The following is a 25,576-nucleotide window of genomic DNA, read 5'->3' as shown; positions in this document are numbered from 1 at the left end:
ATAAACCCCCCGACGCCGTTAGCCGTGGTGGTAATATGAAGGTCAAAATAGTTGACCTGACGCTGAGGGATGGGCACCAGTCTCTTCTCGCAACGAGAATGAGAACGAGAGACATGCTTCCTATACTTGAGACTTTTGATAACGCCGGAATTTACTGCTTTGAGGTTTGGGGAGGAGCAACTTTCGATGCCTGTCATCGCTTCCTCAACGAGAACCCCTGGGACAGGCTGAGGGAGATAAGGAAGAGGATAAAGAATGCCCAGATTTCGATGCTGCTTCGTGGCCAGAACCTTGTGGGTTACAAGCACTATCCCGATGACATTGTTGAGAAATTCGTCACGAAGACGGCTGAACTTGGAATGGATATCTTCCGCATCTTTGATGCTTTGAACGACGTGAGAAATCTGATTTCCTCGATAAAGACAGCAAAGAAGTGTGGAGCACATGTCCAGGGCACGATTTGCTATACAATTTCGCCCGTTCACACGATAGAGAAGTATGTTGAAATAGCGAGAGAGCTTGCGGAACTCGATGTGGATTCGATATGCGTGAAGGACATGGCAGGTCTACTTTCTCCAAAGGTAGCGTACGAACTCGTTAAGGCTTTGAAGAAGGAAATAGGCCTCCCGATAAACGTTCACTCTCACTATACGAGCGGAATGGCTTCAATGGCCTTGCTTAAGTCTGTAGAAGCTGGAGCAGAGATGGTGGATACGTGCATGTCTCCGCTGAGCATGGGAACATCGCATCCACCAACTGAGAGCATGGTTTACGCGTTGAACGAGCTGGGATACGACACTGGTGTTGACCTTGATGTTCTCATGGAGGTGAGAGACTACTTCATGAAGCTCAGGGAGAAGTACTCTGGATACCTCGATCCGCTCTCAACAATCCCTGATACGAACGTTCTGGTTTACCAGATTCCTGGCGGGATGTTCTCCAACCTGATTGCACAGCTCAAGGAACAGAACGCCCTGGACAAGCTACCGGAAGTGCTGAAGGAAGTGCCAAGGGTCAGGGAAGACTTGGGTTACGTACCCCTCGTAACACCCACGAGCCAGATTGTCGGCGTACAGGCGGTGCTGAACGTACTCACCGGCGAACGATACAAGGTTGTGCCGAGGGAGACGAAAGACCTTGTTAAGGGCATGTACGGCAGAACACCGGCACCAATAAGGGAGGAAATAATCAAACTCATTCTTGGCGATGAGGAACCGATAGACTGCAGGCCTGCTGACCTGCTCGAACCAGAGTTCGAAAAGAGAAAGAAGGAGCTTGAAGAACTTGGAATTGAGGCAACTGACGAGAATGTGCTGATATATGCTCTCTTCCCGCAGACGGGACTGAAGTTCCTGCAAGGCGAAATTCAGGAAGAACCGTTCCCCAGCAGCGTCGCGCAAGTGGAAGGTAAGTTCGAAGTTGAGGTTGACGGTTCCAAGTACCGCGTTGAGGTGAAGCCGGTTTGAGCAAACTTTATCTCTACTTGATTCTTAACTATTTTTAATGTTTAACTTTCTGAAACCCAATGTAGAAAAACTCAAGGAGAGAAGAGACGTAAAAGGTCTAATCAAAGCACTTAGCCATAAAGATGTCACAATAAGAGTTGAGGCGGCAAGAGCACTGGCGGATGTAGGGGATCCGTCGGCCGTGGAGGCTTTAACTGAGGCTCTGAGGGACGATAGCACTGACGTAAGAAAGGCTGCAGTTAAGGCTCTTGCCAGAATAGCCGACGAGAGGGCGGTAGACGCTCTGGCTAAGGCTCTTAAAGACGAAAGTCTCGACGTTAGGGTTGAGGCTGCAAAGGCACTTGCGGAAATAGGGCAGAAAAAGACGAAAGAGATTGTTGAAACGATTTCTGGAATTCTTGATGTTCCAAAAGACGTGGCGGCGAAGATTCTTGAGGATAATAGACTCATGGACAAAGCTAAGGAGAAGTTTAAAGATTTTATAAGGAAATAGCAAATAAAATAAAAAATTTGTTTAACGCCTTCTTTTTCTTTTATTTCTTCTTGGAGGGTCGTTCAACAGTTCTTCAAACTCCTCATCCGTAACGGGCTTCAAGTCCATCCAGTCGTCGAACTTTTTGGCCCCCTTCAACCCAATCTCCCTTTAATTTCTTTTTATTTAATGACCTGTAAGGGGTATATATCCCTTGTCCTGTTTCAGGCTGCGAGTCTCACGACATCGCGGAGTCTGAGCACAGTGTACAGCATTGCTATTGTAAGTACGAGATATCCAACACTTATAAGACCCCACACGGCCTGTAGATTGAAGAAGTGGGCTAAGTAGGTGAGTGATACCAGAAGGGAGAACGCTGCGAGTCCGAGAAAGGATTCGTAGAGGTTTACGGGAATTATGAGTTCCTCAAATATGCTCTTGTATGTATATATCAAACTCATGAAATACAGGATCGTTACCACACAGACAGTCGAGATCATAACTCCAAGATTTACGTCCACGGGGAAACTGTCAAAAAACAGGACTACGACCGCAGAATACGTGAGCGCATCGATAAAGTCACGACAGAGTCCAAACTTGAATCCCGCTTTCAGAGCGATGATAGTAAAGAAGATGTTGAGCGCGAGCAGAACAATCCAGAGGATTGTGCTCGATAGTTCCATCATAACTGCTAAAACCTCCCGATCTCCCCTCGACGTTACATACATCGTTCCGGCGAGCCATGCAAAAACGGTGGAATAACCAACAGCGTAGATGATTTTCGCAAATTCGCGGACTTTGTTGCTCATGACTTCTCCAATCTCATCCTTGTTGAAGAGAAGGATATTCAGTGATGCGAGAGACGCAATAAACAACAGCAGACCCATGTACATCAGTATCTCATTTGGAAGCATATACGGTTTGTTATACATTCTTATATAATAATAGTTCCGGAATTGTAATGATGAATTGATAGTGAAAGAGGCGCAAAAATATTTTAACCATTCAAATTGACTGGCGAACATGACCTTCCCGAGCATTTACTCTCCAAAGGATGTTGAGGAGGAAATCTCAAAATTCTGGAAGGATAAAGAAATTTACGAAAAAGTCAGGCAACGAGGAGATAACGAGTTCTTCTTCGTTGATGGCCCTCCCTACACGACTGGTCGAATTCATCTCGGCACTGCATGGAACAAGGTGATAAAGGATACAGTGCTGAGATTCAAGCGAATGCGTGGATTCAAGGTTATCGACATCCCCGGCTGGGACATGCATGGCTTACCTATCGAGGTTAAGGTGGAGCAGGAACTTGGCTTCAAAACGAAGAGGGACATCGAGAGCTACGGCATAGAGAAGTTCGTTGCCCGCTGCATGGAGTATGCTTTGCAAAACAAGAGCGCCATGACACAGCAGTTCAAGAGGCTCGGCGTATGGATGAACTGGGATAACCCGTACATGACAATCAAAGCTGATTACATCAACGCGGCGTGGTGGACGATAAAGCAGGCCTACGATAGAGGATTGCTTGAGAGAAAACAGATGGTCGTCAACTGGTGTCCCCGTTGTGAGACAGCTCTGGCCGATGCTGAGGTTGAATACTGGGACGAGGAAGACCCGTCAATTTACGTAAAGTTCCCGATAAAGGGCAAGAATGATACTTACATAGTTATCTGGACGACCACACCGTGGACTCTGCCAGCGAACATTGCTGTTGCTGTCCATCCCGGTTTGGAGTACGCCACGATAAAGGCCATGCGCGATGGCAAGATAGAATACCTCATCATGGCGAAAGAGCTTGCCGAGAACGTTCTCAAGAAGGGTGGATACGAGCTCTGGGAAGTAATTGAGACTCACCTTGGCGAAGACCTCGTTGGCCTTGAGTACGAGCACCCTCTTGTCGAAGAGGTGCCGATACAGAAGCAGTGGAAGCATGCGGTTTATATGGCCGACTTCGTTTCTGCAGAGAACACAGGCTGTGTCCACATAGCCCCTGGCCATGGTCTTGAGGACTACGAGCTCGGGATGCAGCACGGCCTGCCAGTCTTCAACCCTGTTGATGACAGGGGTGTTTACACCGACAAGGCGGGTAAGTACGCTGGCTTGAACGTTAGAGAGGCGAATAGAGTCATTATCGACGATTTGAAAGCAAGAGATCTTCTCCTTGCAGAAGAAACCATAGTACACCGATACGGCCACTGCTGGAGATGCAAGAGCCCCATAATATATCGCGCCACCGAACAGTGGTTCCTCAAAGTGAGCGAACTCAAGGAGGTCATGCTGAAGGAAATCGATGCAGTCAGATGGATTCCTGAATGGGCGGGCATGGCCCGCTTTAAGGACTGGGTCAGCAACGCGAAGGATTGGTGTATAAGCAGGCAGCGCTACTGGGGAATCCCAATTCCCGTCTGGATATGTGAAAAGTGTGGAGCGATGAAGGTTGTTGGGAGCATTGATGACGTTCCGTGGGAGAGCGATTTAGATCTTCATCGCCCGAAGATCGATGAAGTAACCTTCGAGTGCGAGTGCGGAGGAACAATGCGGCGCGTTGCCGATGTTTTTGATGTCTGGTTCGACAGCGGAGTCGCTTCATGGGCTACTCTGCACTTCCCGAGGAAGAAGGAGGACTTCGAGAGGCTATGGCCTGCGGACTTCATCACCGAAGGACACGATCAGACCAGAGGATGGTTCTACTCGCAGCTTGGAGCGAGTGTTGTGGCGTTCAACAGAGCTCCTTACAAAACCGTGCTGATGCACGGCTTCACGCTAGATGAGCAGGGCAGGAAGATGAGCAAGAGCCTCGGCAACGTCGTAGAACCTGAAGAAGTGGTCGAGAAGATTGGGGTCGATGCGTTCCGCCTTTACGTTCTCTCTTCCGCGCTGTGGGAGGATTTACGCTTCAGCTGGGAGGAGGCGAAGAACTACAACAGAATGCTGAACATATTCTGGAACGCTGTCAGATTCGCTTATATGTATATGAGCCTTGACAGGAAGGACTTCATTTCCAGCATTTTAGCAGATTTTGAATACGAGAAACATCAGACGGTGGAGGACAGGTGGATAATCTCGAAGCTTGAAAGTCTGAACAAGCTGGCTGTAGAGGCGCTTGAGAACTATCAGCTTCACAGGGTCGTAAGAGCTTTCTTCGATTTTATCGTTGAAGACTTCAGCCGCTGGTACGTTCAGTTAATAAGGCCGAGGGTCTGGGAGGAGAAGGATTCGCCGTCGAAGATTGCTGCGTATGCTACAATTCTCCGGGTTGTTGACAAAGTTACAAAGATTATTGCTCCATATGCTCCATTCCTTGCGGAGTGGATTTACCAGCACTTCATTAAGGAGTTTGAACAGGCAAGGGAGGTAATTGTTGGATCGAAGGCTGGGGAATCAATATTCTTCGAGACGTACCCTGAGCCGGAGGAGAACCTGATAGACCTGGAGCTTGAGAGGTCGATGGAGATTGCAAAGGAGATATTCGAGGCTGCGAGCAACGCAAGACAGAAGGCAAAGAGAAAGCTCAGGTGGCCATTGAGGCTACTTGTCGTTGAGGGCGACGAAGATGTTGAGAGAGCTGTGAAAGATCTTGAGAGCATAATCAAGTCCCAGTGCAACGTTAAAGAGGTCAAATACGTAAGAGAATTCGAGAAGGGTGTTGTAGCGAAGCCAAACTACAAAGCAATAGGGCCGCTGCTCAAGGATAAGGCGAAGGACTTCGCTGCTTACGTTTCAAAGCTTGGTAGCAGGGAAATAGATGAGATAATGAGAAGTGGAACAATTGAGTTTGAAGGCATGGAACTCAAGGCTGATGAAGTGCTGAATGTCGAGTACACCCTGCCGGAAGGCTATGTTGCTGCCGAACTTTCAAAAGGCAACGTTTACCTCTATACTGTCATCGACGAAGAACTCGAAAGGGAGTGCTACGCAAGAGAGGTAGTCAGGAGAATCCAGGAGATGCGCAAGGAGCTCGATCTGAATGTTGAGGAGTTCATCGACGTAACGGTGGACATGCCAGCAGAACTCGTGAGGGGATGGGAAGACTACATAAAGAGGGAAACGAGAGCAAGAAACCTTGAATTTAGAAAAGCTGAGGGATACGTCAAAGAGTGGGACATCGAAGGCAAGAAGGTGGCAATCGGTATAAAGAGGCTGGATACTGAAGGCGTGCAATGAAGCTTGAGGACTGGTTCAATTTTTACTCCCAAATACTTTCAGATTTTGGATTCTCAGCCGAGAAGGACGAGGAAGCAGCAAGGCTGATGCACAGCCTTGGTAGGGAAAAGCTCCTTGATTCCTCTGTTTTAAGGGAAAAAATAGAGGGGAAAAGCGTTGCAGTCATAGGATATGCCATAAATGAGGAAGAAATTGAGAACATTGGGGAGGAGGTCATAGTAACGGCGGGAAAGGCTGTGTTTCGCTGCAAGCTTACTCCAGACATCCACGTTACAGATATGGAGGAAAGCGTTGACACCCTTGTAGAGCTTGAAAAACAGGGCTGCATACTCATCCTTCATGCCCACGGGGACAACATGGACAGGATAAGGGATGTGGTGCCGAAGGTTGGGAGATTCATTGGAACAACGCAAAGCAAGCCGTTCAACCGAATCTACAACTTCGGTGGCTTCACAGACGGTGACAGAGCGGCAATTCTCGCGAAGGAGATGGGTGCCAGCAGAATAACTCTCTATGGTTTTGATTTTGATGATGCAGAAGGGCTTAAGAGAAAAAAACTCCGGTGGGCAAGGAGAATTCTTGAGTTTGAAGGACTGATATAACGGGACTTCTGAGTCTGAAAGGTGGAAATTTTAAATGTAGAGATGCGGTACTGGCTGCGGATATGTGGAAAACTTGCCAAAAAAAAGAAAGTAATGTTGGTCTAGACGTAACTGTCACCGCAATAGCCATCAATAAGGGCTGCGAGCAATCATTACGAGAAACAGGAAGCATTTTAGGTGGATTGGAGAAATTACCGACTTGAAGGCGGAGTTTTACTGCTGAATATTCCTGAAACCGAAACCGCTATGAAATTGCACTGCTGAGATGTTTAGATAGCAATTGATTTTCTGCTCAAAGGACTCGTCGTTGGTTTCTCAATTGCCGCACCTATTGGGCCAATCAGGTGTATTATGCATACGCCGTACACTGGCTGAAGGACGTATGTCCGGCCTCGCTTCAGGTTTAGGGGCTGCCACGGCTGATGCAGTATATGGCTGCATTGCAGCATTTGGGCTGACAGTCATTTCAAGCATCTTTGTCAGTCAGCAGATTTGGCTTCGCTTTGTTGGTGGGGTGTTTCTCTGCTATTTGGGTTTCAGGATATTCATGTCCAGACCTGCTGAACGGGGTATTTCAGCGAAAGGAAACAGTCTCATTGGTGCTTACACCTCAACGTTTTTTCTAACTATTACAAATCCAATGACGATTCTCTCTTTTGCAGCGATATTTGCTGGGCTGGGGCTGGCAAACTCAGAAAGCTACATCTCTGCAGGAATGCTTGTTTTGGGCGTGTTCACGGGCTCAGCCTTATGGTGGCTTATCCTGAGCAGCGCTGTCGGCATGTCTCGCAAAAAGTTCGATCATCACTGGGCTGCGATAAACAGAATATCTGGTATGGTCATTACGGGATTTGGTCTGCTTGCCCTGAGCTTGAGAGGATGAGGGTGCGGAGGTATGGGAACTACTACAATTGAATTAAAGTCCAATATTACCGAACACGGTTGAAATCCAGCTACCGACATAGTGTGTTACTGCGATAACCAGAACGACTATACCCAGATGTTCCAGAATAACCTTGTAGGCTTCAACGCTTTGCTGTTTGGCCAGATAATAGCTGAACACCGTTATCAGAGAAAGCCCCCATACCACGCTGACCACAATGGCGGTAAATAAATCGAAAAGCAGAACGGGGATGACAAAAGTCAGGGCAAAGAAGAATTTTGAGATGAACGTCGAAAAGGTGGATTCCCAGATTTCTCTTGCAGAATGCTTGTTTTCAGATTCTTCGGATATGTGAATGCCCACGGCGTCGGAGAATGCATCTGCTATGGCTATTGCAATTATACCTCCGATGACAGCAACCTTTGAGTGAGTACTGGCGTGCACACCCACCATCATGCCGAGAGTCGTGATTACGCCAGATGCGAGCCCAAAACTGAACCCCTTTCTTAGGGAAAGTTTCATGGCAGTATATTAAATATCAAATTTTAAATAATTTTCGTTGGTTATTATTTGGGCAGCCTAAATAGAATTAGCCTTGAGCTTTGTAATGTGAAGTACACGGGATAACAGAAAGATATTAAATCGCAAGCAAAAGCGGGGAGCATGGATAACATGCAAAGCAAGAACATGAAAGTCACTCCGTGGGAGGTCGAAGGTGTCATAGATTACGGCAGACTCATTAAAGAGTTCGGGATGCAACCCTTTGCGGAGTTGCTTGATAAAGTTCCTGAACCAAATCATCTTATGAGAAGAGGAATCATCTTCGGTCATCGCGATTATGATAGGATAATCGATGCAATTGTGAATAGAAAGCCCTGGGCCGTTATGTCCGGCTTTATGCCTTCAGGCCTTCCACACTTTGGCCACAAGATGACCATGGACGAGATAATCTGGCATCAGAATGCAGGCGGCTTTGCCCATGTTGCCATTGCCGACATGGAGGCTCATGTAGTCAGAAAGCTGCCATGGGAGAAAACCAGAGAAATTGGCATGATGTACATAAAGAGCATCATAGCCCTCGGACTGAAGCCAGATAACGCAATAATCTATTTCCAGTCTGCAAGCAACGCAGTGAAGGATTTGGCGTTCGAGTTAGCGACGGAAGTCAACTGGAGCGAACTCAAAGCCATATATGGATTTACCTCTGATGTACCTCTTGCGAAGATGTTCGTCACCTCTGTTCAGGCTGCAGACATCCTCCATCCCCAGCTCAAGGAGTTTGGTGGGCCCAAGCCTGTTGTAATCCCTGTTGGAGCCGATCAAGATCCGCACATCAGACTGACGAGAGATTTAGCTGCGAGGGTGAGCACATTCGCACTGGAGCCCATAGAGGGTGGAATGAGAATTAGGAGCAGGAAAGGCAGCGAATATCTCAGGAAATTATCTCCAAAGCTCGAGTTCGAGAAGAAAGTTTACGAGGAACACATCGATGCTTTTGGTGATAGAAAGAAAATCGAGGAGGTAGTAAGGAAAATAGAGCTTGAACTCGGTGGTTTTGCTTTCATCCCACCATCTTCAACATACCACCGTTTCATCACTGGCTTGACGGGAGGAAAGATGTCAAGCAGCAGGCCGGAAAGCTACATCTCTCTCTTTGACGAGCCAGAGGAGGCTGGAAAGAAGGTGATGAAGGCCATAACAGGTGGAAGAGGTAGTGCCGAAGAGCAGCGCAGGCTTGGTGGCGAACCCGAGAAGTGTTCAGTCTTCGAACTGTACATGATTCACCTGCTTTTAGATGATAGGGAGCTTGAAGAGTTGAGGAGTGAATGCAAAGGTGGGAAGTTACTCTGCGGACACTGCAAGAAGAGGGCTGCCGAACTCGTTAGCATGTTCTTGAAGGAGTTTCGGGAGAAGATACATGAAGCCGAGGGGAGGCTGGACGAGTACAGGATTGTGATGAATTAGAGTATTAGCTTATCGTTCGCTAAATTTAAATACAAAATACATACTAAATACATATATGGGAACGCTAACAATAGTTCTGAGCGATGAAATCGAAGAGATACTGAGAAATGTTGTCAGCAAGCTTTACGGTTCGAGTAAGGGCGCACTTTCTAAGGTAGTGGAAGATGCCTTGAGAAACTACTTGTTTTCACTGGAGAGTGGTCAGAGGAGAACGTTCAGGGCGTATAAAGGAGATGTGTTGGTTGGAGAAGCAGAATCCCTCGATGAGCTCGCAGCCTTATTAAAAGAGAAAAAGATTGATGTGCGCGGCTTGAAAATCGTTTCATCTGAGAAAATCAAGACTACTGTAAGGAGTGGCTACAGGGTAAGAACATGAATTACCTTCTTGATGGCGTGCCCGTACTGGAAATTGTGCTGGAAAATCCATTTGTACCAAAAAGATTTCCTGTAGAAGGAGCAGTTCTTGCAGTTTTTGATACGGGCTACGAAGGGTTTGCTTTAGTTCCCGAGAACGTTTTCAGGGAACTTCGCCTGCACGAGATGGAACTGCACGTAAGGGAACTCATACTACCCGATGGATCTATAGCTCGATCGTCTGGCACGTTCGGTAAGGTTAAAATTCTTGAACCGGGCATTTCGTGTGATGGGTTTATTGAAACGACCAAAAATGTTGATGAGATCGTTCTGGGCATAGATTTTGCAAAAGGCCTGAAGGTCATCCTTGACTACTGTCTGAAGAGGTTTGAGGTGCGCCAGTGTTAAAACTTGGGCTTCATCCTAAGAATAACGTATAAACTCTGAACTAACGGTGCCGAAGCTGGGTTTGTAGCGAATTTTGGACTTTGATCGTTTCTACCCGAATTTGCCACGGATATTCTCTTTTGTAGATAAAGTATGATGCAGCAGAATACAAACGAAATCTCCAACAAGATATATGCAGCTCTGAGGGCTGGAAGAGGAATGTCAGCATTGTACGCAAGTATCTTACTTTAGGAGTGGCTAATGGTGGAATGGTATTCTAAGAAAAAGTTTAAGCAAAAACTAAAGTAGAACTCGATATCGGGTAGCAGAGAGGCTATGAGTGGGTACGGTAGCTTTCCTTCTCTAATTTCATGCTTACCAACGAGCCATGCGAGCATGTAATGGGCGACGGGATTCATTTTTATACCCCAATATCTGTAGATCGGGTTTAGAAAGAATCTTTAATTTTTTCTAACAATACGAATCCCGATGTTCACCCAAATTGCATGGCTAATCAAAAACTTGAGAGGAGTTCTATACTTCAAAGAAGACCAAACTATCGTTGATTTCGTTGCCAAGAAATTCAGGTATAGAAACGTTGGAGTCCCTCGATGGCTTGCTGAGGAAATCGGGGAGAAAATCGAGAAAAAGCCCTTTGTAAAGATTGACTATCCCTTTGAAGACGTCAGGCAGTTCGTGGAATCCCTCAATCCTTCCCCAGAAGTCGAAACTATAGCCCTCGCATCATGCTATCTCTGTCCCGTTTTAACTTCCGCCAGAGATTACAGAGAACTGAAACCATTCGCCATAAATGAGGTCTACGTTGGAGAAATAGGCGACATCGGCGATAAAGACCTGAAGCTCCATCTGAGAATTGCCGACTACTCCGTCACGGACTTCTACGTCTGGGCAACAACAGCACTCTACGAGAGCGTAAAACACGGAAAGCTCGAGGAGCACATTAAGGAGAGGGCTGAGAGAATCAAAAAGGATAAAAAGAGGTACTGGAGAGTTGCCAAGGAAAGCGGAGACACTTTTATCGCTTACCTCGATCTATCCAGACTTTTAAGCAACATCTCTGAGATGCCGGAGATCGCCGCCTGCGCTTTTGGCATAGTCACAGCTGTTATACTTCGCTGACGATCTTTGCGTAGTAGTCGAGTGCTCTTCTGATGTAGTCTTCGCTCAGCTTTCCATGGGGTGTTTCAACTTCGAATATCCTCTTCGGTATCCTGAGTTTGCTCACGTCAAAGCCCATCTGCTTCTTCAGTCTCAGCTTTTCGAAGTAGATTTTTTCCCCTATCCTGTTCAGTTCGTCCTCACCTATTTCAATTCCGAGAGGCTTGAAGGCTTTGCATACAATATCTGCCGTATAAACACCTCTTGCAAAGAAGCACACCACGAGACTCGAAAGCACCTGTCTCCACTGCTCCTCTTTGATGAGCTTTCCGACGAGCTCTTCTGGCTCGGGATACTCCTTGAGCTTCTGATCCAGCGAGTAGCCCGCATTATCGAGATGGCTATGTCTCAGTCCAATGAGGTAGCCTATGTGTGCTGCATATCCCGTATGGTATCCGGGCATTTCGTTTTTACCGAAAGTTAGGGCGAACTCTTTTCCACCGTAAACCTTCGCTGCGTGCTCAACACCGTACGCCAAATTCTTGTAGAAGTCGTTTGGTTGTCTGACTATGTAGTCTATCGCCTTGATGTAGGCATCACAGTCTCCAAACTTCAAATCGACGATGGTATCTTCTTTGCTTATAATTCCTCTTTCAAGCGCCTCCGTTGCCCAAGCAAGGCACACTCCCGTACTCATGGCATCAAGTGTGTACGTTTCAACTCTGTGGATTAGCCTGAGCAGTCCCTCCTTCGAACCGATTCCAAGCATTGAGCCGAGGGAGTATATCAGTTCGTAGTCGTAGGAGATCATGATGGTCTTGTAGAAATACGGCTCGTTCTCGTACGGCAGCCTTAAAACAGCTATGTGAACGCACGCAACCGGGCAATGGCTGCACGCAACCCTTCTGCCTATCCTTTCTGCAAGACTCTCACCACTTATCTCCTCTGCATTCTCAAACCTCGTCTGTTTCAGGTTTTTAGTTGGCAAACCTCCAATCTCGTTGAGGGGGTTTACGTTGACGGCGGTGCCGATTAAATGGTATTTCTTCATGGCGTTGGATTCAATTGCCAGCCTGAATATCTCGTCGTAAATTTCTCTGTACGCCCTTCTATTCACGACCTTTCTGCTACCTCTCCCGTTGATGACGATGGCCTTGAGATTCTTGGAACCGAAGACGGCTCCCAGTCCAAGCCTACCGAAATGTCTGTAGGTCTCCGTCGTAACGCACGCGTATCTTACAAGCTTCTCTCCGCCCCCTCCTATCCTCATTACAGTCCTCGTACCTCTTCCGGGCTCTTTTTCTGCAATGATCCTTCCGACTATGAGTGAATCCTCAATTCCCCAGATAACTCTGGCGTCCCTGAAGTGCACCTTGCCGTTATCTATTACAACGTAAACGGGCTTCTTGCTTCTTCCCTTTATCACTATAGCTCCGTATCCGGCGTTTGCCATGCTTGTCGCAGTTCTCCCACCTGCATGGCTTTCACCAAGGTTTCCCGTTAGCGGACTCTTGAATAGAGCAACGGTTTTTGATGCAAGAGGATAGGCTGACGTTAATGGCCCTACAGCGAAAACTATGACGTTCTCCTCGCTTAACGGATCGGCGTTAACATCCATGTTCTCCTTTAAAAGCTGAACTGCAACACCCACGCCGCCCAACCATTCCTCAAAGAGGTCTCTTCTGTCGTCAATGCTGTATGTATAGCTGGAGAGGTCTATTGTTAGCACCCTAGTCAGCATGCTTCCACCTCCTCCGTTACCACTTTTCCTGCAGTTATTTCCTCAAAGCCGAGAACGCCGTGTGGGCAGTAGTTCGCGCAGTAGCCGCAGTGTATGCAGACTGCCGGTTTTCCGTCACTTCTTCTGAATATCGCTCCGATCGTGCAGGCATTTATGCAGTTACCACATGCTATGCAGTCCTTCTCGTTGTAAACGACCCCTCCACCCTTTCTTGGTCTTAAAGCATTCGTAGGGCATACCTGTACGCATGGGGGCTCGATGCATGCTCTGCAAAAGATGACAGTTGCACCCCTCTCAAAACCGCTAAGGCTTACAGCGAGAATGCCAGATGAGTCTATACCTGCCTCACCTTTTCGCCTCGAGCAGGCGTACATACACATTCCACAACCAACACACTTCTCTATGTCTTTTATAATTAGCCTCTTCATAATTCCGCCTCCAGTCTGAATTTTATGAGTTCGAGAAATCTCCAGCAGACAAGGAGCTTGGCAACCTCTATTGCGTTCACGTATGTATTCATCTTCCACTCCACGTCCGCTCCAACTTCCTTCTTCAGAATGTCCAGCAACGTCGAGAAAAGTTCAACGTTCATCAGGCCGTCGATGTCTATGAAGCTTGCGGGCTTCTCGTAGTAGTAGTCGGAGAAGAAGCCAAGAGCGAAATCCTTCTCGCTCGCCCTTACAAATGCTGATAGGTCTATATCAAGCTTTATTGGCTCGGTCGGCACAAAATCTCCACTCTTGAGAATCAGCCTAACCTTGTACAGTTCGGGCGGCGCTTCGGTGAGGTATGTTATGCGCTCAACGCTCTGCAAAGCTGTAGGAAATATCTTGATTACAACATCGGCGTATATCTTCTGGAAGTCTATGTACCGCTTGTAGTCAGATTCTCTCCTGATTATCTCTTCAACGACTTTCTGCCTGTTGTAGCCTCTCTCCTCGACATCTCTCTTTATCTTCCACCTGCGTTTTATGTAGCGGGCAGGATCAACGAAAATCCTGAAGTCGAGGTAATTGCGAAGACCATCGTATAGAGTATGCAAACCCTCGACGATAACGACTGGAGTTGGCGTGAAATCCTCCCACTCACCAAAAGTGCCAGTGCTGTGGTCGTAGGTTGGCTTTCTTATCGTTTCCCCCTTCTTTAACAGCATGAGGTGGGTTTCAACGAGCTTGAGGTTGTTGGCTTCGGGATGCAGAGGTGTTATGTTGAGCTTCCATCTCGTCTGCCTGTCGTAAACGTGGTAGTCGTCGAGAGTTATACTCGAAACGATGTCGTTGCCAAGCAAATTCCTTATGGCGTTTGCAAAAGTCGTCTTTCCCGAACCGCTATCGCCGGCGATGCCGACGAGGAATGTTTTACCTGATTCTTTCAGTCTTTCTTTCAGGTTACTGGTCATCGTGAATGCCCCCGAGTTCATTATAATTATTATAGGAAGACTACACTGCACTTTTAAATAGATTGCGGTGTATGATATCTGTAATTAAGCAGAAAAACCTTTGCTTCTACTGAAAGACAGTTAAGTTTCGGCAATTCTATGTATAGCATGAAGAAGAAAGTCCGGGCGTACAGACTGGAGTGCGATAGTGAGGATGGGGGGCTGACGCACTATGTTATGCAGGGGGAGAAATCCCCCTTCTAATTTTTGGAGGTGGCCAAAATGCTCAATATGATTAACTTTAACGATTTTTCAGTGTTCATCGATCCAGAATCCGTCTTCTGGGCAACCTCAACGGAGCAGGAACTTCCTGAAAATGTGGAAAGGTTGTGGCTCGAGAACAGAGAGATATTACAGCAGGAGATGGCTCGCTACAGATCGGAAGTTTCAATCAGAACCGTTTACATCAACGTAACCGATTCCTGTAACGCCTCATGCCCCTACTGCTACATCCCTCCAGAAGTCAAACGAAGAGGACAAACGATGGACTACGAGGAGATGGGCGAGATCCTCGACGTGCTGAAAAAAGCGGGAGTTGAGTGGATCATCTTCCACGGAGCGGAACCTCTGCTTGCCAAAGACGTAATTTTCAGGGTTATCGAGGAAAATAGACAGTTCAACTATGGGATTCAGACGAATGGATTTCTTCTGAACGACGAAGATATGGAGTTTATAATGGAGAGAGAAGTCAACCTTGGCATCTCGTTTGACTCGCCGGACATAAAAACAAACGATTTTCTGAGGGGTGAGGGGCACTTCAACGCTGTTAGCAGGATTTTAGGGGTAATGCGAGGGTACAAACACCTTAACGTTATCACAACGATTAACCGCTACAACTATACCCAGCTTCCCGAAATGGTGGATTTCCTCGCCGGGAAGGTTGAAGTATGCCTAATGAACCCCGTGAGAGGCACGAGTGCAGGTGGCAGAAAACTTAGACCGCCAGTCGATGCTGCTGCGGAGTACTTCATAAAGGCGGTGGACAGGGCAATAGAGTTAACAGAGAGTGGGGAGAGAATCGTCATTGGAGATTTTGCCAACATTCTGTTGGGAATCGTCGCCCCTACATCAAGGGTGCTGCAGTGCGACATCTCGCCGTGTGGAGCGGGACGCAGATTTTTCGCCATCACACCGGATATGAAGGTATATCCTTGCGGGGAGTTCATAGGCTTCCATGAATTTTCGGCGGAGCTTAAAGATGTGCTGGACGATGGAAGAATCAATACAAACGTCTGCCCGTTCAAAGAGGTTAGAGGCAGAGTGGTGGAGAAAATCGAGGAGTGCCGGATTTGTCCTTACAGGCACATATGTGGAGCACCCTGTCCAGCAGAGGTGTATGCTGAGAACGGCAGTATGTTTGAAAAGAGCCCCTACTGCGATTTCTACAGGAAGGTGATAGACCACGCGTTCAGAGTGATTGCTGAAGGAAAAGCGAGGTACGGTATAAGGGAGGGAGTAATGAAGACGAAGTATCGCATTGAGCTTTAGCATAGAGCTTTAGAGCGAACAAAATTTAAAGAATGATCTCGTAACGGCAGCATGCATCCGCTACTCGAAAAGAAAGGCTTCATTCTCGACATCGATGGCGTGATAGGCAGGGGTGAGACGCCAATTCCTGAAGGCGTTGAGGCTGTTAAGAAACTACGGGAATTTGGAAAAAAGCTCGTTTTTGTGTCGAACAATTCCACGAGAAGCAGGACGATAATGATCGACCGTTTTCAGCGTTTCGGATTGGATGTTCACGAGGATGAAATGCTCCTCGCAACCTTCGCCACCGCCCGCTATTTGAAGAGAGAAGCCGGGAAAGCGAAAATCTTCACAACCGGCGAGAAGGGGCTGATAGAAGAACTCGAGCTTGCTGGCCACGAAATCGTTGATTACAGAGATGCCGAATATCTTGTTGTTGGCTCGAACAGGGGAATAAACTTTGAGATAATGACTAAAGCTCTGCGATGCTGCCTTGCAGGCACGAGGTACATTGCGACAAACCCCGACAGGATTTTTCCCGCTGAAGATGGCCCGATTCCCGGAACTGGAATGATTATAGGATCGCTTTACTGGATGACTGGCAGGATGCCTGACGTTGTTATAGGAAAGCCGTCGAAGGTGATAATGGAAGAGGCGCTCGACATCCTCGGCCTTAAAGCTGATGAAGTCGTGGTGGTTGGCGATCAGATCGACATCGATGTGAAAGCGGGGAAGGCAATCGGGGCGACGACGCTCCTCGTCCTGTCGGGAGTTACAACGAAGGAAAATCTGGAACAAATGATTGAAAGGCATGGAGAAAAGCCTGATTACGTGCTTGACCACCTTGGAAAGCTTTTTGACTAATCCACCTTCAACTCCCCCTCCATCAATTTGGCAAGGTTTATGCTGTGAGTTTCCTTCACAACATTGAGGACGAGCATTGTGTATGTCTTTTTAACGTGCTCCAAGCCAGCAATCCGCTTGACGAAGGCGTTTAGGGATTCTCTATCCTTGAATTTTGCAACGGTTATGACGTCGAACTCGCCAGTCACATCGTATACTGCGGTAACGTTTGGCTCATTTGCGAGCATCTCTTCAACTTCGATTAGATGCCCACCTTCAGCCGTAACGCCTATTACTGCTATGAGATCAAATCCGAGCTTGGAGTAATCTATTATCGGAATGAACTTCTGAATGACGCCCATTCTTTTCATCTTGTTTATACGGTTGTAAACTGTCCCTTCTGCAACGCCAAGCTTTTCGGCGATCTCTCTCAGACTTTTTCTCGCGTCCTCCTGCAGCTCGACGAGAACTCTGATGTCGAGAGCATCGATTTTGTCGGGCATGTGAGAATGTGAAGAATTTGCAATATTTCTACTTTTCCCATAAACTATGCAGAATCAAAATAAAAGAGTTGATGAAAAATTATCAGTTTATTCGATCCACTCTGGCTGTACGTATTCTCCGGTTGCTACGTTTTCAGGCCAGATTATGACGACCTTGCCGTCCTGCCACTGGCAAATCCAGTTTCTGATGTATTCATCGCCCCACATTGGGTCATGGTACTTTGTGAACGCAAGCTTACCCCTGACACACTCAAACGGATTGTCCGCATTAAACTTCTCTATGTACTCCACGACAACATCCGGGTCGTTCGGATCTTTTCCATCCTTCGCCGCCTGCTCCACTGCAGCCTTGTAAATGAACAGCGCGTCGTACATGTCGTATGCCGTATTCGCATCCGGCAGGCTGCCGTACTTCTCCTTCCACGCCTCTATAAACTTCTCTGCCCTCTCGTTAACGGGAATGTGTATCGCTCCTCCCGTGGCTATAAACACCTCTCCCTCTATTTTTCCGTTGCTCGACTCCCATGCAGTCGGGTATATTGCTGAGAGGTCGTGACCTATTATCTGGAGCGGTATGCGCATCTCACTCCACTGTTTTACGAGCGGTATACCGTTTACGTGGGCGAGAAGGGTAACGATTACGTCAGCCTTGTCCTTTGCCTCGTAGAGGATCGAGGAGAAGTCTTCGGTGCCTTTTGGCACCTTTGCATCCATTACTATTTCGTATCCATTGGACTCCAGCATCGGGCGAAGAGCGGCCATCACACCTTCTGTCCAGACCGCATCGTCTCTGATTACTGCAACCTTCTTCCAGTTCTTACCGAGCTTGCCATTGTAGTAGTTGTGCAGGGCATCAAATATGTCATACGCAAAAGTTGTTCCGTTCAGCGTTCCAGCCCTGAAGAAGTACTTGTAGTGCTCGTAGTCCTCCTTAACCTTCTCGGTGAGCTTTGGAGATGAGCCGTCAGCAAGCCATACAGTTTTGGTTTCTGCCATAACCTCCTGCATCGAGAGCGAAACACCACTTGCAAAACCGCCAATGATTACACTGCACTCCTCATCAACGAGCCTCCTGAATTCAGAGGTTGCCGTGTTCGGGTTGAGCTTTGTGTCCGCAACGATTACCTCCACCTTTTTGCCGAGAATGCCGCCCTCAGCATTTATCTGTTCGGCAGCGAGTTCAACAGCTTTTTTCTCTGCTATGCCAAACGGAAGATCCATGGGGCCTATAACTCCAACTTTTATGACCTCCTGCTTAGCTTCCTGCTTCGTTTCCTCCTGAGGAGTTTGCTTTACCTCCTGCTGGGCACATCCAGCAAAGAGGCAGACGATAAGAATGAGAATTGCCAGCTTTTTAATTCCGCCTGTCATATCAATCCACCCTCACAAGTCTTTTCGCCTTACCTTCAAACCTCTCAAGGCTTCCTGCTGGAAGAGCCTCGAGTTTCGGCCTGAATCCGAGAAACTCCTTTATATCTCTCTCAACGAGCCTCGCAACGTCCTCGCTACCCTCAAACTTGACGACGATGCCGTTCCCAACCTCTATCTTGTAGTGCTTTACACCGTAAGTGGCGAGAATCGATTCAATGTCCGAGGGATAGAACTTAACACCCTTGTAGATCACCATGTCGTCGGTTCTGCCCCTTATTCTCTTGATCGTCATGTGCTCTATTCCGCACTCACATTTCTCCCTGCTAATAACAGCGCTGACCTCTCCACTCCTGTATCTGATTAGAGGCATCGCTTCTCTGTTAAGTGACGTATAGACGAGTTCGCCCTCTTCTCCATCTGCAACGGGCTCGCCGGTCTCGGGATCAACCACTTCGACTATGTAGTTGTCTTCCCACATGTGCAAACCATGACGCATCGGGCATTCGAAACCAACAGTCCCGACGCCGCCCATCTCCGTAAGACCGGGAATGTCATAGGCTATGGCGTCGAAAGTTTCCTCAATTTGCTTCCTCATCTCATCACTCCATGGCTCAGCACCAAGCAACATCTTGCTCAAAGGCAGCTCCCTGACGTCGATACTCATCTCTTCCGCTACTTCGGCGATGCGCAGCGGGTAGCTTGCCGTAGCGCATAGAACGGTCGTTCCGAAGTCCTTCATGAACCTTATCTGGTTTCTCGTATTTCCTGCTCCTATCGGAATAACAAAGGCGTTTATGGCATCTGCAGCAAAGTGGAAACCAAAACCGCCGTTCCAGAGCCCGAAGGCAGGAGTTATCTGTATGATGTCTTTGCTCGTTATGTTCGCAATGTAAAACGCTCGCATCATCATCTCTTTCCACTGCTCGACATCTTTACGGGTGTAGGGAATTATTACAGGCTGGCCTGTCGTTCCACCGCTCATCTGAATCCTGACAATCTCTTCTTTTGGTACGCAGCACATTCCAAGTGGGTACGCATCTCTCAAATCCTGTTTGAGAGTCAGAGGCAATTTCGTTATATCCTCAACACTCTTTATTGAGTCGATGTCTACGCCTGCCTCCTTGAACCTCCTGCGGTAGAAAGGACTGCGCCAGAAGGAGTACTTCACGATGGCTCTGAACCTTTTCTCTTTAATTTCTTCAATCTCTTTTCTCGACATTTTTACTCCTTTCTCTGCAAATTCCATCATAGCCATCCCTGCCCTGTGCTGCGAGCTAACTCGTATGTATTTAAACTTTTCCTATTTTGAGTGCATGATCGCATTTTAAGAGAATAGACCCATCTACTCACATTGATTAAAGTCTAATTATATTTATATTTGACGAAAAAGTTTTTCACATGTCTGCAGAATTTGAGGCATGCACCTCGTAGTAATCGACATGCAGGAGAGGCTTGCTCCTCACGTAAGTGAAATTGAAGACGTAACCCTGAACGTCGTGAAGCTAGTGAAAGCATTTCGAATCCTTGGCCTGAAAATCACAGTTACGGAGCAACAAAAGCTTGGTGAGACAGTTGAAGACGTAAAGAACGCTGCTGGCAGCTTTGAGGTTGTGAAGAAGACGAGCTTTAGCTGCATGGGTGAACAGTCTTTTTTGAATGAGATTATGGGCAGCAGGAAGTTTCTGCTTGCCGGAATTGAGACGCATATCTGCGTCCTTCAAACGGCCCTCGACATGTTAAAGTATGGCTTTGAAGTCCATGTTGCCGTAGATGCGACGGGTTCGAGGAAAGATGTGGACAAGCAGGCTGCAGTGATGAGAATGATGCAGGAAGGAGTAAAAATAACAACAACCGAAGCAGCAATCTACGAGTGCTTGAAGGATGCGAAGCACGAGAGGTTTAAAGATATACTCGAAGTAGTCAAGATGTCGAAACCATGAACTACGCGTGCGAGTTCGTAACTCCTGAAAGAACGGTTAGAGGGGTTTTGATAGCAGGAGAGGAGCTTATTTTCGAGGAGAGAGACGTTCAGCCTGAGTACATAGTCTGCCCCTCTTTCTTCAATGCTCACACACACCTCGGAGACTCCGTTGCAAAAGACCCGCCATTTGGAGGTATTGATATCGTCGCCCCTAACGGCTACAAGTTCAGGATGCTTGAGAGATTCAAAGACGAATGCACCGAAGCGATGGCCGAGTCTATAGACCTCGCATTCAAATCGGGCTGCACAGGAGTCATGGATTTTAGAGAAGGCGGCGTTGAAGGTATTGAGATGCTCAAAAAAGCGGACAAAAGAGGTATTTGTGTCGGTCTTTCAAGACCCTCCTCGCTGGAAGAAGCGGAGAAACTCGTAGACATATCGGATGGATTTGGAATTAGCAGTGTGAGAGATGTAGGAAAAGCATTTGCAGAGGAGTTGCGGGAAATAGCTGCAAAGAAGGGTAAAATTTTTGCAATACATGCAGGAGAAGTAGATTCTCAGGATGTTGATGATGCTCTCGCGTTAGAGCCGGATATCCTCGTCCACATGAACATGGCAACCGCTGAACAGCTCAGGAGGGCAATGGATGAGGGAATACCTATTGTCTCGTGCGTGAGGTCAAACGCGTTCTTCAACGTACTTAATCCCAAGAATTACGAAATCCTCGCCAGCTACGATAGATGGCTGGTAGGTACGGACAACGTGATGCTTGCAACGCCATCCATTCTCGACGAGTTAAGCTTTGCATCCTACGTTCTGAAAAACGACGAAGCACTTTTCCGGGCTGCAACGAGGAAGCCTTTCAGCAGAACAGGCGTGGTTGTGTTCCATAAGAAGCTGAACCTCGCAAGAGTAAGGAACCCTCTTGCGTCCATAGTCAGGAGAGCATGTATGGCTGACATCGAAGCAGTCCTTGCTGGCAGTTTGAACTTCGAGTGAGGTTGAAACTTCGAACCCCGTATGGAAAAATATTTATCAGATCAAATCTCTGCCATGCAACGTGAAGGCAAAGGACGTGATGAATAAAAATGTGATCTACGCCACCCTTCCAGGCACGAGAGAGAATGTACTGGAACTTTTCAAAAAATACGAAATATCTGCGGTTCCCGTAATGAAGAACGACGAACTCGTTGGGATTGTCACGAGAAAAGACATTCTGAGAAAGATTGAGGAGGATCAGCTTGCCCTCTTAATGACACCTGACCCAGTCACCGTGCAGGCTTCGGACTCAATAAATAAGGTCGTCGAGATACTATCAACAACACCATTTCGCAGGCTGCCCGTCCTCGACGGAAAGAAGCTCGTCGGAATTATAACTGTTAGAGATATAATCGCCAAAATAGCCGAGATGAACATAGAAATGCCAGTTAAAGATTTCGTAACGCCCCGTGTTGTATGTGTTTGGGACGAAACACCCCTTAGCATCGTCGGAGAAGTAATGAGACTCAGCAATTCCGAACTCTGTCCGGTTCTCGACAGTAGTGCGAGTGTTGTGGGAGTTGTGGATGAGAAGATCATGCTTACAGAGACGCTCATTGAGGACTTTATAGAGCAGACTCAGTATTCCTCATCCAGCGATACAGACGATGCGTGGACATGGGATGCTATAAGGGATATTACGATAAAGTATTTCGAGGTCAGCGTCGTGAAGCTTCCAAAGGAGCCCGTGAAGAACTTCATGAAGAAGGCGGTTTTCGTTTATCCACAAACTCCCGTTTCCAAGTGTGCGAGAGAGATGGTCAGGAACGATATAGATCACATGCCAGTGCTCGATGCTGAGAACAGGTTGATGGGCCTCGTACACGACAAGGATATCATAAAGGTGCTGCTGAAGAAATAGCACGCAGAATGGTAGCGTTCAGGTCGAAGCAGGAAGTTAGAGAGTACGTCTGGGAGAGAATAAAGCCGTACTCGACGTTTCCACCTCCTCACGGTAGAATACCGAATTTTGCCGGAGCTAGCAACGCGTGTGAGAGACTCAGGCTGCTTGACGAATACAGAAAATCAAACGCCGTATTCTGCGCTCCAGATTCTCCGTTAAGGAGGGCAAGGGAAATCGCGCTGGAGGATGGGAAAGTCCTCGTTGCGGCAAAGCCACACCTGACTGGCTTTTTAATGCTGAGGAGTAGAAGCAGAGAACTTGCACCAAAAATGGCTACGATAAAGGGAATGATGAGGTATGGAGATGAGGTAAGGCCTGAAGACCTGAACGTTCGCATAGGCGTGTTTATTCAGGGCTGTGTCGCCATCGACAGAATTGGAAATAGGATCGGGAAGGGGAGTGGATACGGCGACAGAGAATACAGAATCCTCGAGGAGAACGGACAGCTTTCGGAAGACTGTATTTACGTTGTTGTAGCTCATCCCATCCAGATTTTCGACGATTTGAGTTATCTCGTAGAGAAGCACGATGTCAGAGCTGACGTCATTCTCACCCCGGAAGAAATCATATACGTTCGAGAACGATCCTGAGAACGTCTTTCTTAACTTCATCGATGCTCTTGCTTGCATCAACAATAACGACGTTATCCTTTAGACTTTTGAAGATCTCTCTCACCTTTTTCAGGTATTCTGGGTCTTCAAAGCTATTTGGAATCTCTCCTCTCTCCATTATTCTCTCGAGACATATTTCAGGAGGGGCGTCGAGCAGAATAACGATGTCCGGCCTGGGGGCAATTTCTTCGTTTATCCTTTTTATCCTCTCCGCATCAAGCCCCCTTGCAGCCTGATAGGCTATGTTCGAGTAGTAGTAGCGATCCATTATGACTATTTTGCCCTGTTTGAGTGCCGGGAGTATATTATGTTCCACATTATATTTTCTGTCAAGGATGAAGAGTTCCAGTTCCTCTTCAGCAGACAGGCGTTTGTTGAGGGATGCTTTTATTTTCCTTCCCCACTCGCTGTTGGTGGGCTCTTTCAGGAGAACTACCTCGTAGCCCCTTTTTTCCAGCTCTTCCTTGAGGAATTTAGCTATCGTCGTTTTTCCAACGCCATCTATGCCCTCGATAGCAATGAGCATCTATTGAATTAGGTGCCCTGACGAATTAAGAGTTTTCGATGTGAAAGTATAGTGCCTTTCAACTTTTTTGTCACTGTCTTTAACCCATTTTACAAAAGCAATAGGCCCATTAAATCAAACATCTGGCGATTCCAGCGCTGTAAAGACACTCGCTGCACGACGGAGAGTTGCCGTAACAGTCCAGAGCTTCCTCAACGAACCAGCACCCGACAGCAAACTGACAATCCCCACACCATGGGAACTCCTCAACCAATCTTTTCTTCATTTCCATAAACTCCATATCAAAGCTCGAGATGTTGCCGATGATGTATTCATTTACGATCTTCTTGTGCCCGTTGATGTACAGCGGATGAGTATACGCGAACTCCATGCAAGGTGTAATTTTCCCATCAGACCTTATGAAGATGGTATCCTCATACGGACAAGCTCTTTTGCTCTCATCTGCAAAAACGTTTGGCAAATCAAGTTTTATCTGGTAGCTCTTTGCAATTTTTCTTGCTTCTTCGAATATTTTCTCCACTTCTCTTGCCAGCTTTATCCTGTGCTGATTCTCAATAATCGCAGGCAGGTTCAAATGGTAGTTTTCTGATCTGACCTTCTGCCAGAGTTCGTTGTAGGCATTGATGCCATCGTGAGAATAGCTCGTAACACTCTTCAAAAGTTCATTCATTCGGTTGTAGTCTGTACCCAGTACTTTCTCGCAGATCTCTACTGGGGTTTTGCTCAGCTCAACAAACAGCACCTTGTCGTACATTTCTTTGCAGTATGGAACGAGATTCGTTGCAGCAACATCAGCGCTTATTTCTCCAGCCCACTTAACAAATTCAACAAATTCACCAATGTTATCTTTTGTTAAAACGACCTCTAATTCTACCTCGGTTCTCTTTATGGCATACTCAATATTATCTCGAATTATTTTCCAACTTGAACCCTTCCTTATGCTCTCCAGAACACCCGGAATTAAAGTATCAATTGAGATGCCCAGATGATCGACCTTATCCACGACTTTATCCAGTTTTATGCTACCATTTGTAGTAAGCAGCACTTCTGACTTTGATTTTGCCAGATCCAGCATTTCAACGATATTTTTGTGAATTAGGGGCTCTCCAAAACCATAAAGGATGAGTCTCTCAACTTCATCAAAACTATCGAGAATTTTCCTGAACATGGTTAAGTCCATATCAAGCAGATCAGCTTTCCAGTAGTTCCTTATGCAGTATTTACATCTGAAATTGCATCTATTTGTTACCTCTATCTGGATTTTCACCGATTTCGCCTCCCCCGTGGTAAGGCATCGCGCTATTTTTAAAGCTACTCCTGGAAATAAATCTAAAGCCTGACTGGGATAATCCCTGGTTTTTGAAAGAATAAACAGTCTATACTGCGGGTTCTGGACTCTTTCCATCCTCTACTGTGCTTTGATGTTTTGACTGTAGTTGATACTCAATTGCAAAGATAGTAACTTGGGATTCGGTATATGCAGCAGTCCTGACAACGAAGGAGAGATAGACGCAAAATATCGCCATAGGCTTAACAATTCGAACAACTATAAGTCGTCTATTAATGCCACTATTTTCGTTGAATGGCCTTATTTCGGCAAATACAGGTGACTACGATTTCGTTTTTGGAATGAAAAAGGAGCGCCCGGGTCGGGATTTGAACCCGAGTCGCGGGCTTTCTGCGGATGCTGCCGAACACAACACCCGCGACAGGCCCGCATGATAGGCCGGGCTACACCACCCGGGCTTTGGGTAGTCCAGCCTTAGCAATGCATCATTTAAACTTTGCGCTCGGCAAGCTT

At 47.1% G+C, this 25,576-nt stretch carries 24 protein-coding genes, 1 tRNA gene and 1 pseudogene; 15 read left to right on the top strand and 11 right to left on the bottom strand.

The features are described from left to right. Positions 1–35 precede the first annotated feature (35 nt). The gene (locus ARCVE_RS00305; protein WP_013682780.1) at positions 36–1,466 is read left to right on the top strand and encodes a pyruvate carboxylase subunit B; all 1,431 of its coding nucleotides are present in this window, start codon (positions 36–38) and stop codon (positions 1,464–1,466) included. Between the two features lie 37 nt (positions 1,467–1,503). After that, positions 1,504–1,959: a HEAT repeat domain-containing protein gene (locus ARCVE_RS00300; protein ID WP_013682779.1), complete on the top strand. Its 456-nt coding sequence runs from the start codon at positions 1,504–1,506 to the stop codon at positions 1,957–1,959. A gap of 203 nt (positions 1,960–2,162) precedes the next feature. Here the strand turns inward: ARCVE_RS00300 and ARCVE_RS00295 are convergent, their stop codons facing one another. Further along, on the bottom strand, positions 2,163–2,852 hold the full coding sequence (locus tag ARCVE_RS00295) for a hypothetical protein (protein WP_013682778.1): 690 nt from the start codon (positions 2,850–2,852) through the stop codon (positions 2,163–2,165). Positions 2,853–2,961: 109 nt separating this feature from the next. On the opposite strand from ARCVE_RS00295, the gene ileS reads away from it, so the two are divergent. From ileS to ARCVE_RS00280, 3 genes and pseudogenes are all read left to right on the top strand, one after another. Then, a complete protein-coding gene (gene ileS / locus ARCVE_RS00290; protein WP_013682777.1) occupies positions 2,962–6,102 on the top strand; it encodes an isoleucine--tRNA ligase in 3,141 nt (1,046 codons plus the stop codon). Further along, positions 6,099–6,704 (top strand): 6-hydroxymethylpterin diphosphokinase MptE-like protein, encoded by a 606-nt coding sequence (locus ARCVE_RS00285; protein WP_013682776.1) that lies wholly within the window; start codon positions 6,099–6,101, stop codon positions 6,702–6,704. Before ileS ends, ARCVE_RS00285 begins: the two co-directional genes overlap by 4 nt. A 273-nt stretch (positions 6,705–6,977) precedes the next feature. Continuing rightward, positions 6,978–7,587 (top strand): annotated as a pseudogene (locus ARCVE_RS00280) (LysE family translocator). Positions 7,588–7,620: 33 nt separating this feature from the next. On the opposite strand, the gene ARCVE_RS00275 reads toward ARCVE_RS00280, so the two are convergent. Continuing rightward, positions 7,621–8,109, bottom strand: a complete 489-nt coding sequence (locus ARCVE_RS00275; RefSeq protein WP_013682775.1) for a VIT1/CCC1 transporter family protein — start codon at positions 8,107–8,109, stop codon at positions 7,621–7,623. Between the two features lie 141 nt (positions 8,110–8,250). Between ARCVE_RS00275 and ARCVE_RS00270 the strand changes: the two genes are divergently transcribed. The 4 genes from ARCVE_RS00270 to ARCVE_RS00255 all read left to right on the top strand — a co-directional run bounded on the left by ARCVE_RS00270 (position 8,251) and on the right by ARCVE_RS00255 (position 11,433). Beyond that, a complete protein-coding gene (locus tag ARCVE_RS00270) occupies positions 8,251–9,552 on the top strand; it encodes a tryptophan--tRNA ligase (RefSeq protein ID WP_013682774.1) in 1,302 nt (433 codons plus the stop codon). 55 nt (positions 9,553–9,607) lie between these two features. After that, positions 9,608–9,928: a ribbon-helix-helix domain-containing protein gene (locus ARCVE_RS00265; RefSeq protein ID WP_013682773.1), complete on the top strand. Its 321-nt coding sequence runs from the start codon at positions 9,608–9,610 to the stop codon at positions 9,926–9,928. Continuing rightward, a complete protein-coding gene (locus ARCVE_RS00260; RefSeq protein WP_013682772.1) occupies positions 9,925–10,314 on the top strand; it encodes a clan AA aspartic protease in 390 nt (129 codons plus the stop codon). The genes ARCVE_RS00265 and ARCVE_RS00260 overlap by 4 nt, the downstream gene beginning before the upstream one ends. Positions 10,315–10,782: 468 nt before the next feature. Then, on the top strand, positions 10,783–11,433 hold the full coding sequence (locus tag ARCVE_RS00255) for a hypothetical protein (protein ID WP_013682771.1): 651 nt from the start codon (positions 10,783–10,785) through the stop codon (positions 11,431–11,433). Here the strand turns inward: ARCVE_RS00255 and ARCVE_RS00250 are convergent. Genes ARCVE_RS00250 through ARCVE_RS00240 form a run of 3 tightly spaced genes read right to left on the bottom strand, consistent with a single transcriptional unit; the run spans position 11,420 to position 14,552 of the window. Continuing rightward, entirely contained in the window at positions 11,420–13,153 is a 1,734-nt protein-coding gene (locus ARCVE_RS00250; RefSeq protein ID WP_013682770.1) for an aldehyde ferredoxin oxidoreductase family protein, read from the bottom strand. The genes ARCVE_RS00255 and ARCVE_RS00250 overlap by 14 nt on opposite strands. Beyond that, positions 13,147–13,581, bottom strand: a complete 435-nt coding sequence (locus tag ARCVE_RS00245; protein ID WP_013682769.1) for a 4Fe-4S binding protein — start codon at positions 13,579–13,581, stop codon at positions 13,147–13,149. The genes ARCVE_RS00250 and ARCVE_RS00245 overlap by 7 nt, the downstream gene beginning before the upstream one ends. Further along, a complete protein-coding gene (locus tag ARCVE_RS00240; RefSeq protein WP_013682768.1) occupies positions 13,578–14,552 on the bottom strand; it encodes a phosphoribulokinase in 975 nt (324 codons plus the stop codon). The genes ARCVE_RS00245 and ARCVE_RS00240 overlap by 4 nt, the downstream gene beginning before the upstream one ends. 261 nt (positions 14,553–14,813) lie before the next feature. On the opposite strand from ARCVE_RS00240, the gene cbpB reads away from it, so the two are divergent. Continuing rightward, a complete protein-coding gene (gene cbpB, locus ARCVE_RS00235) occupies positions 14,814–16,079 on the top strand; it encodes a peptide-modifying radical SAM enzyme CbpB (protein WP_013682767.1) in 1,266 nt (421 codons plus the stop codon). A gap of 51 nt (positions 16,080–16,130) precedes the next feature. Then, complete coding sequence (locus tag ARCVE_RS00230; RefSeq protein ID WP_013682766.1) at positions 16,131–16,922, top strand: HAD-IIA family hydrolase; 792 nt, start codon at positions 16,131–16,133, stop codon at positions 16,920–16,922. On the opposite strand, the gene ARCVE_RS00225 is transcribed toward ARCVE_RS00230, so the two are convergent. From ARCVE_RS00225 to ARCVE_RS00215, 3 genes are all read right to left on the bottom strand, one after another. Continuing rightward, the gene (locus ARCVE_RS00225; RefSeq protein ID WP_013682765.1) at positions 16,919–17,404 is read right to left on the bottom strand and encodes an Lrp/AsnC family transcriptional regulator; all 486 of its coding nucleotides are present in this window, start codon (positions 17,402–17,404) and stop codon (positions 16,919–16,921) included. The genes ARCVE_RS00230 and ARCVE_RS00225 overlap by 4 nt on opposite strands. An 87-nt stretch (positions 17,405–17,491) precedes the next feature. Beyond that, positions 17,492–18,775 carry an ABC transporter substrate-binding protein gene (locus tag ARCVE_RS00220; RefSeq protein WP_013682764.1) on the bottom strand — a complete coding sequence of 428 codons (1,284 nt, stop codon included), beginning with the start codon at positions 18,773–18,775 and terminating at the stop codon, positions 17,492–17,494. Position 18,776: 1 nt separating this feature from the next. Then, positions 18,777–19,994, bottom strand: coding sequence for a phenylacetate--CoA ligase family protein (locus ARCVE_RS00215; protein ID WP_232215807.1), 1,218 nt, complete (start codon positions 19,992–19,994; stop codon positions 18,777–18,779). Between the two features lie 199 nt (positions 19,995–20,193). Between ARCVE_RS00215 and ARCVE_RS00210 the strand changes: the two genes are divergently transcribed. From ARCVE_RS00210 to ARCVE_RS00195, 4 genes are all read left to right on the top strand, one after another. Further along, positions 20,194–20,715, top strand: a complete 522-nt coding sequence (locus ARCVE_RS00210; protein ID WP_013682762.1) for an isochorismatase family protein — start codon at positions 20,194–20,196, stop codon at positions 20,713–20,715. After that, on the top strand, positions 20,712–21,695 hold the full coding sequence (locus ARCVE_RS00205) for an amidohydrolase family protein (protein WP_013682761.1): 984 nt from the start codon (positions 20,712–20,714) through the stop codon (positions 21,693–21,695). The genes ARCVE_RS00210 and ARCVE_RS00205 overlap by 4 nt, the downstream gene beginning before the upstream one ends. A gap of 61 nt (positions 21,696–21,756) precedes the next feature. Further along, on the top strand, positions 21,757–22,596 hold the full coding sequence (locus ARCVE_RS00200; protein ID WP_052302940.1) for a CBS domain-containing protein: 840 nt from the start codon (positions 21,757–21,759) through the stop codon (positions 22,594–22,596). A gap of 8 nt (positions 22,597–22,604) precedes the next feature. Then, a complete protein-coding gene (locus tag ARCVE_RS00195) occupies positions 22,605–23,228 on the top strand; it encodes a 5-formyltetrahydrofolate cyclo-ligase (RefSeq protein WP_013682759.1) in 624 nt (207 codons plus the stop codon). On the opposite strand, the gene tmk is transcribed toward ARCVE_RS00195, so the two are convergent. The 3 genes from tmk to ARCVE_RS00180 all read right to left on the bottom strand — a co-directional run bounded on the left by tmk (position 23,203) and on the right by ARCVE_RS00180 (position 25,521). Next, the gene (gene tmk, locus ARCVE_RS00190; RefSeq protein WP_013682758.1) at positions 23,203–23,775 is read right to left on the bottom strand and encodes a dTMP kinase; all 573 of its coding nucleotides are present in this window, start codon (positions 23,773–23,775) and stop codon (positions 23,203–23,205) included. The genes ARCVE_RS00195 and tmk overlap by 26 nt on opposite strands. A 109-nt stretch (positions 23,776–23,884) precedes the next feature. Next, positions 23,885–25,042 carry a radical SAM/SPASM domain-containing protein gene (locus ARCVE_RS00185; RefSeq protein WP_048085395.1) on the bottom strand — a complete coding sequence of 386 codons (1,158 nt, stop codon included), beginning with the start codon at positions 25,040–25,042 and terminating at the stop codon, positions 23,885–23,887. Between the two features lie 374 nt (positions 25,043–25,416). Further along, positions 25,417–25,521, bottom strand: a tRNA-Asp gene (locus ARCVE_RS00180). Between the last annotated feature and the right edge of the window lie 55 nt (positions 25,522–25,576).

Source organism: Archaeoglobus veneficus SNP6 (assembly GCF_000194625.1).
GTDB classification, from domain to species: Archaea; Halobacteriota; Archaeoglobi; order Archaeoglobales; family Archaeoglobaceae; genus Archaeoglobus_C; species Archaeoglobus_C veneficus.
Note: the sequence above shows the minus strand (reverse complement) of the source record. Positions and strands in the feature narration are given on the sequence as shown.

Excerpts from the sequence above, each read along its gene's own strand:
- ARCVE_RS00305 (WP_013682780.1), top strand. The coding sequence starts at position 36 with ATGAAGGTCAAAATAGTTGACCTGACGCTGAGGGATGGGCACCAGTCT.
- ARCVE_RS00300 (WP_013682779.1), top strand. The coding sequence starts at position 1,504 with ATGTTTAACTTTCTGAAACCCAATGTAGAAAAACTCAAGGAGAGAAGA.
- ARCVE_RS00295 (WP_013682778.1), bottom strand. The coding sequence starts at position 2,852 with ATGCTTCCAAATGAGATACTGATGTACATGGGTCTGCTGTTGTTTATT.
- ileS (WP_013682777.1), top strand. The coding sequence starts at position 2,962 with ATGACCTTCCCGAGCATTTACTCTCCAAAGGATGTTGAGGAGGAAATC.
- ARCVE_RS00285 (WP_013682776.1), top strand. The coding sequence starts at position 6,099 with ATGAAGCTTGAGGACTGGTTCAATTTTTACTCCCAAATACTTTCAGAT.
- ARCVE_RS00275 (WP_013682775.1), bottom strand. The coding sequence starts at position 8,109 with ATGAAACTTTCCCTAAGAAAGGGGTTCAGTTTTGGGCTCGCATCTGGC.
- ARCVE_RS00270 (WP_013682774.1), top strand. The coding sequence starts at position 8,251 with ATGGATAACATGCAAAGCAAGAACATGAAAGTCACTCCGTGGGAGGTC.
- ARCVE_RS00265 (WP_013682773.1), top strand. The coding sequence starts at position 9,608 with ATGGGAACGCTAACAATAGTTCTGAGCGATGAAATCGAAGAGATACTG.
- ARCVE_RS00260 (WP_013682772.1), top strand. The coding sequence starts at position 9,925 with ATGAATTACCTTCTTGATGGCGTGCCCGTACTGGAAATTGTGCTGGAA.
- ARCVE_RS00255 (WP_013682771.1), top strand. The coding sequence starts at position 10,783 with ATGTTCACCCAAATTGCATGGCTAATCAAAAACTTGAGAGGAGTTCTA.
- ARCVE_RS00250 (WP_013682770.1), bottom strand. The coding sequence starts at position 13,153 with ATGCTGACTAGGGTGCTAACAATAGACCTCTCCAGCTATACATACAGC.
- ARCVE_RS00245 (WP_013682769.1), bottom strand. The coding sequence starts at position 13,581 with ATGAAGAGGCTAATTATAAAAGACATAGAGAAGTGTGTTGGTTGTGGA.
- ARCVE_RS00240 (WP_013682768.1), bottom strand. The coding sequence starts at position 14,552 with ATGACCAGTAACCTGAAAGAAAGACTGAAAGAATCAGGTAAAACATTC.
- cbpB (WP_013682767.1), top strand. The coding sequence starts at position 14,814 with ATGCTCAATATGATTAACTTTAACGATTTTTCAGTGTTCATCGATCCA.
- ARCVE_RS00230 (WP_013682766.1), top strand. The coding sequence starts at position 16,131 with ATGCATCCGCTACTCGAAAAGAAAGGCTTCATTCTCGACATCGATGGC.
- ARCVE_RS00225 (WP_013682765.1), bottom strand. The coding sequence starts at position 17,404 with ATGCCCGACAAAATCGATGCTCTCGACATCAGAGTTCTCGTCGAGCTG.
- ARCVE_RS00220 (WP_013682764.1), bottom strand. The coding sequence starts at position 18,775 with ATGACAGGCGGAATTAAAAAGCTGGCAATTCTCATTCTTATCGTCTGC.
- ARCVE_RS00215 (WP_232215807.1), bottom strand. The coding sequence starts at position 19,994 with ATGTCGAGAAAAGAGATTGAAGAAATTAAAGAGAAAAGGTTCAGAGCC.
- ARCVE_RS00210 (WP_013682762.1), top strand. The coding sequence starts at position 20,194 with ATGCACCTCGTAGTAATCGACATGCAGGAGAGGCTTGCTCCTCACGTA.
- ARCVE_RS00205 (WP_013682761.1), top strand. The coding sequence starts at position 20,712 with ATGAACTACGCGTGCGAGTTCGTAACTCCTGAAAGAACGGTTAGAGGG.
- ARCVE_RS00195 (WP_013682759.1), top strand. The coding sequence starts at position 22,605 with ATGGTAGCGTTCAGGTCGAAGCAGGAAGTTAGAGAGTACGTCTGGGAG.
- tmk (WP_013682758.1), bottom strand. The coding sequence starts at position 23,775 with ATGCTCATTGCTATCGAGGGCATAGATGGCGTTGGAAAAACGACGATA.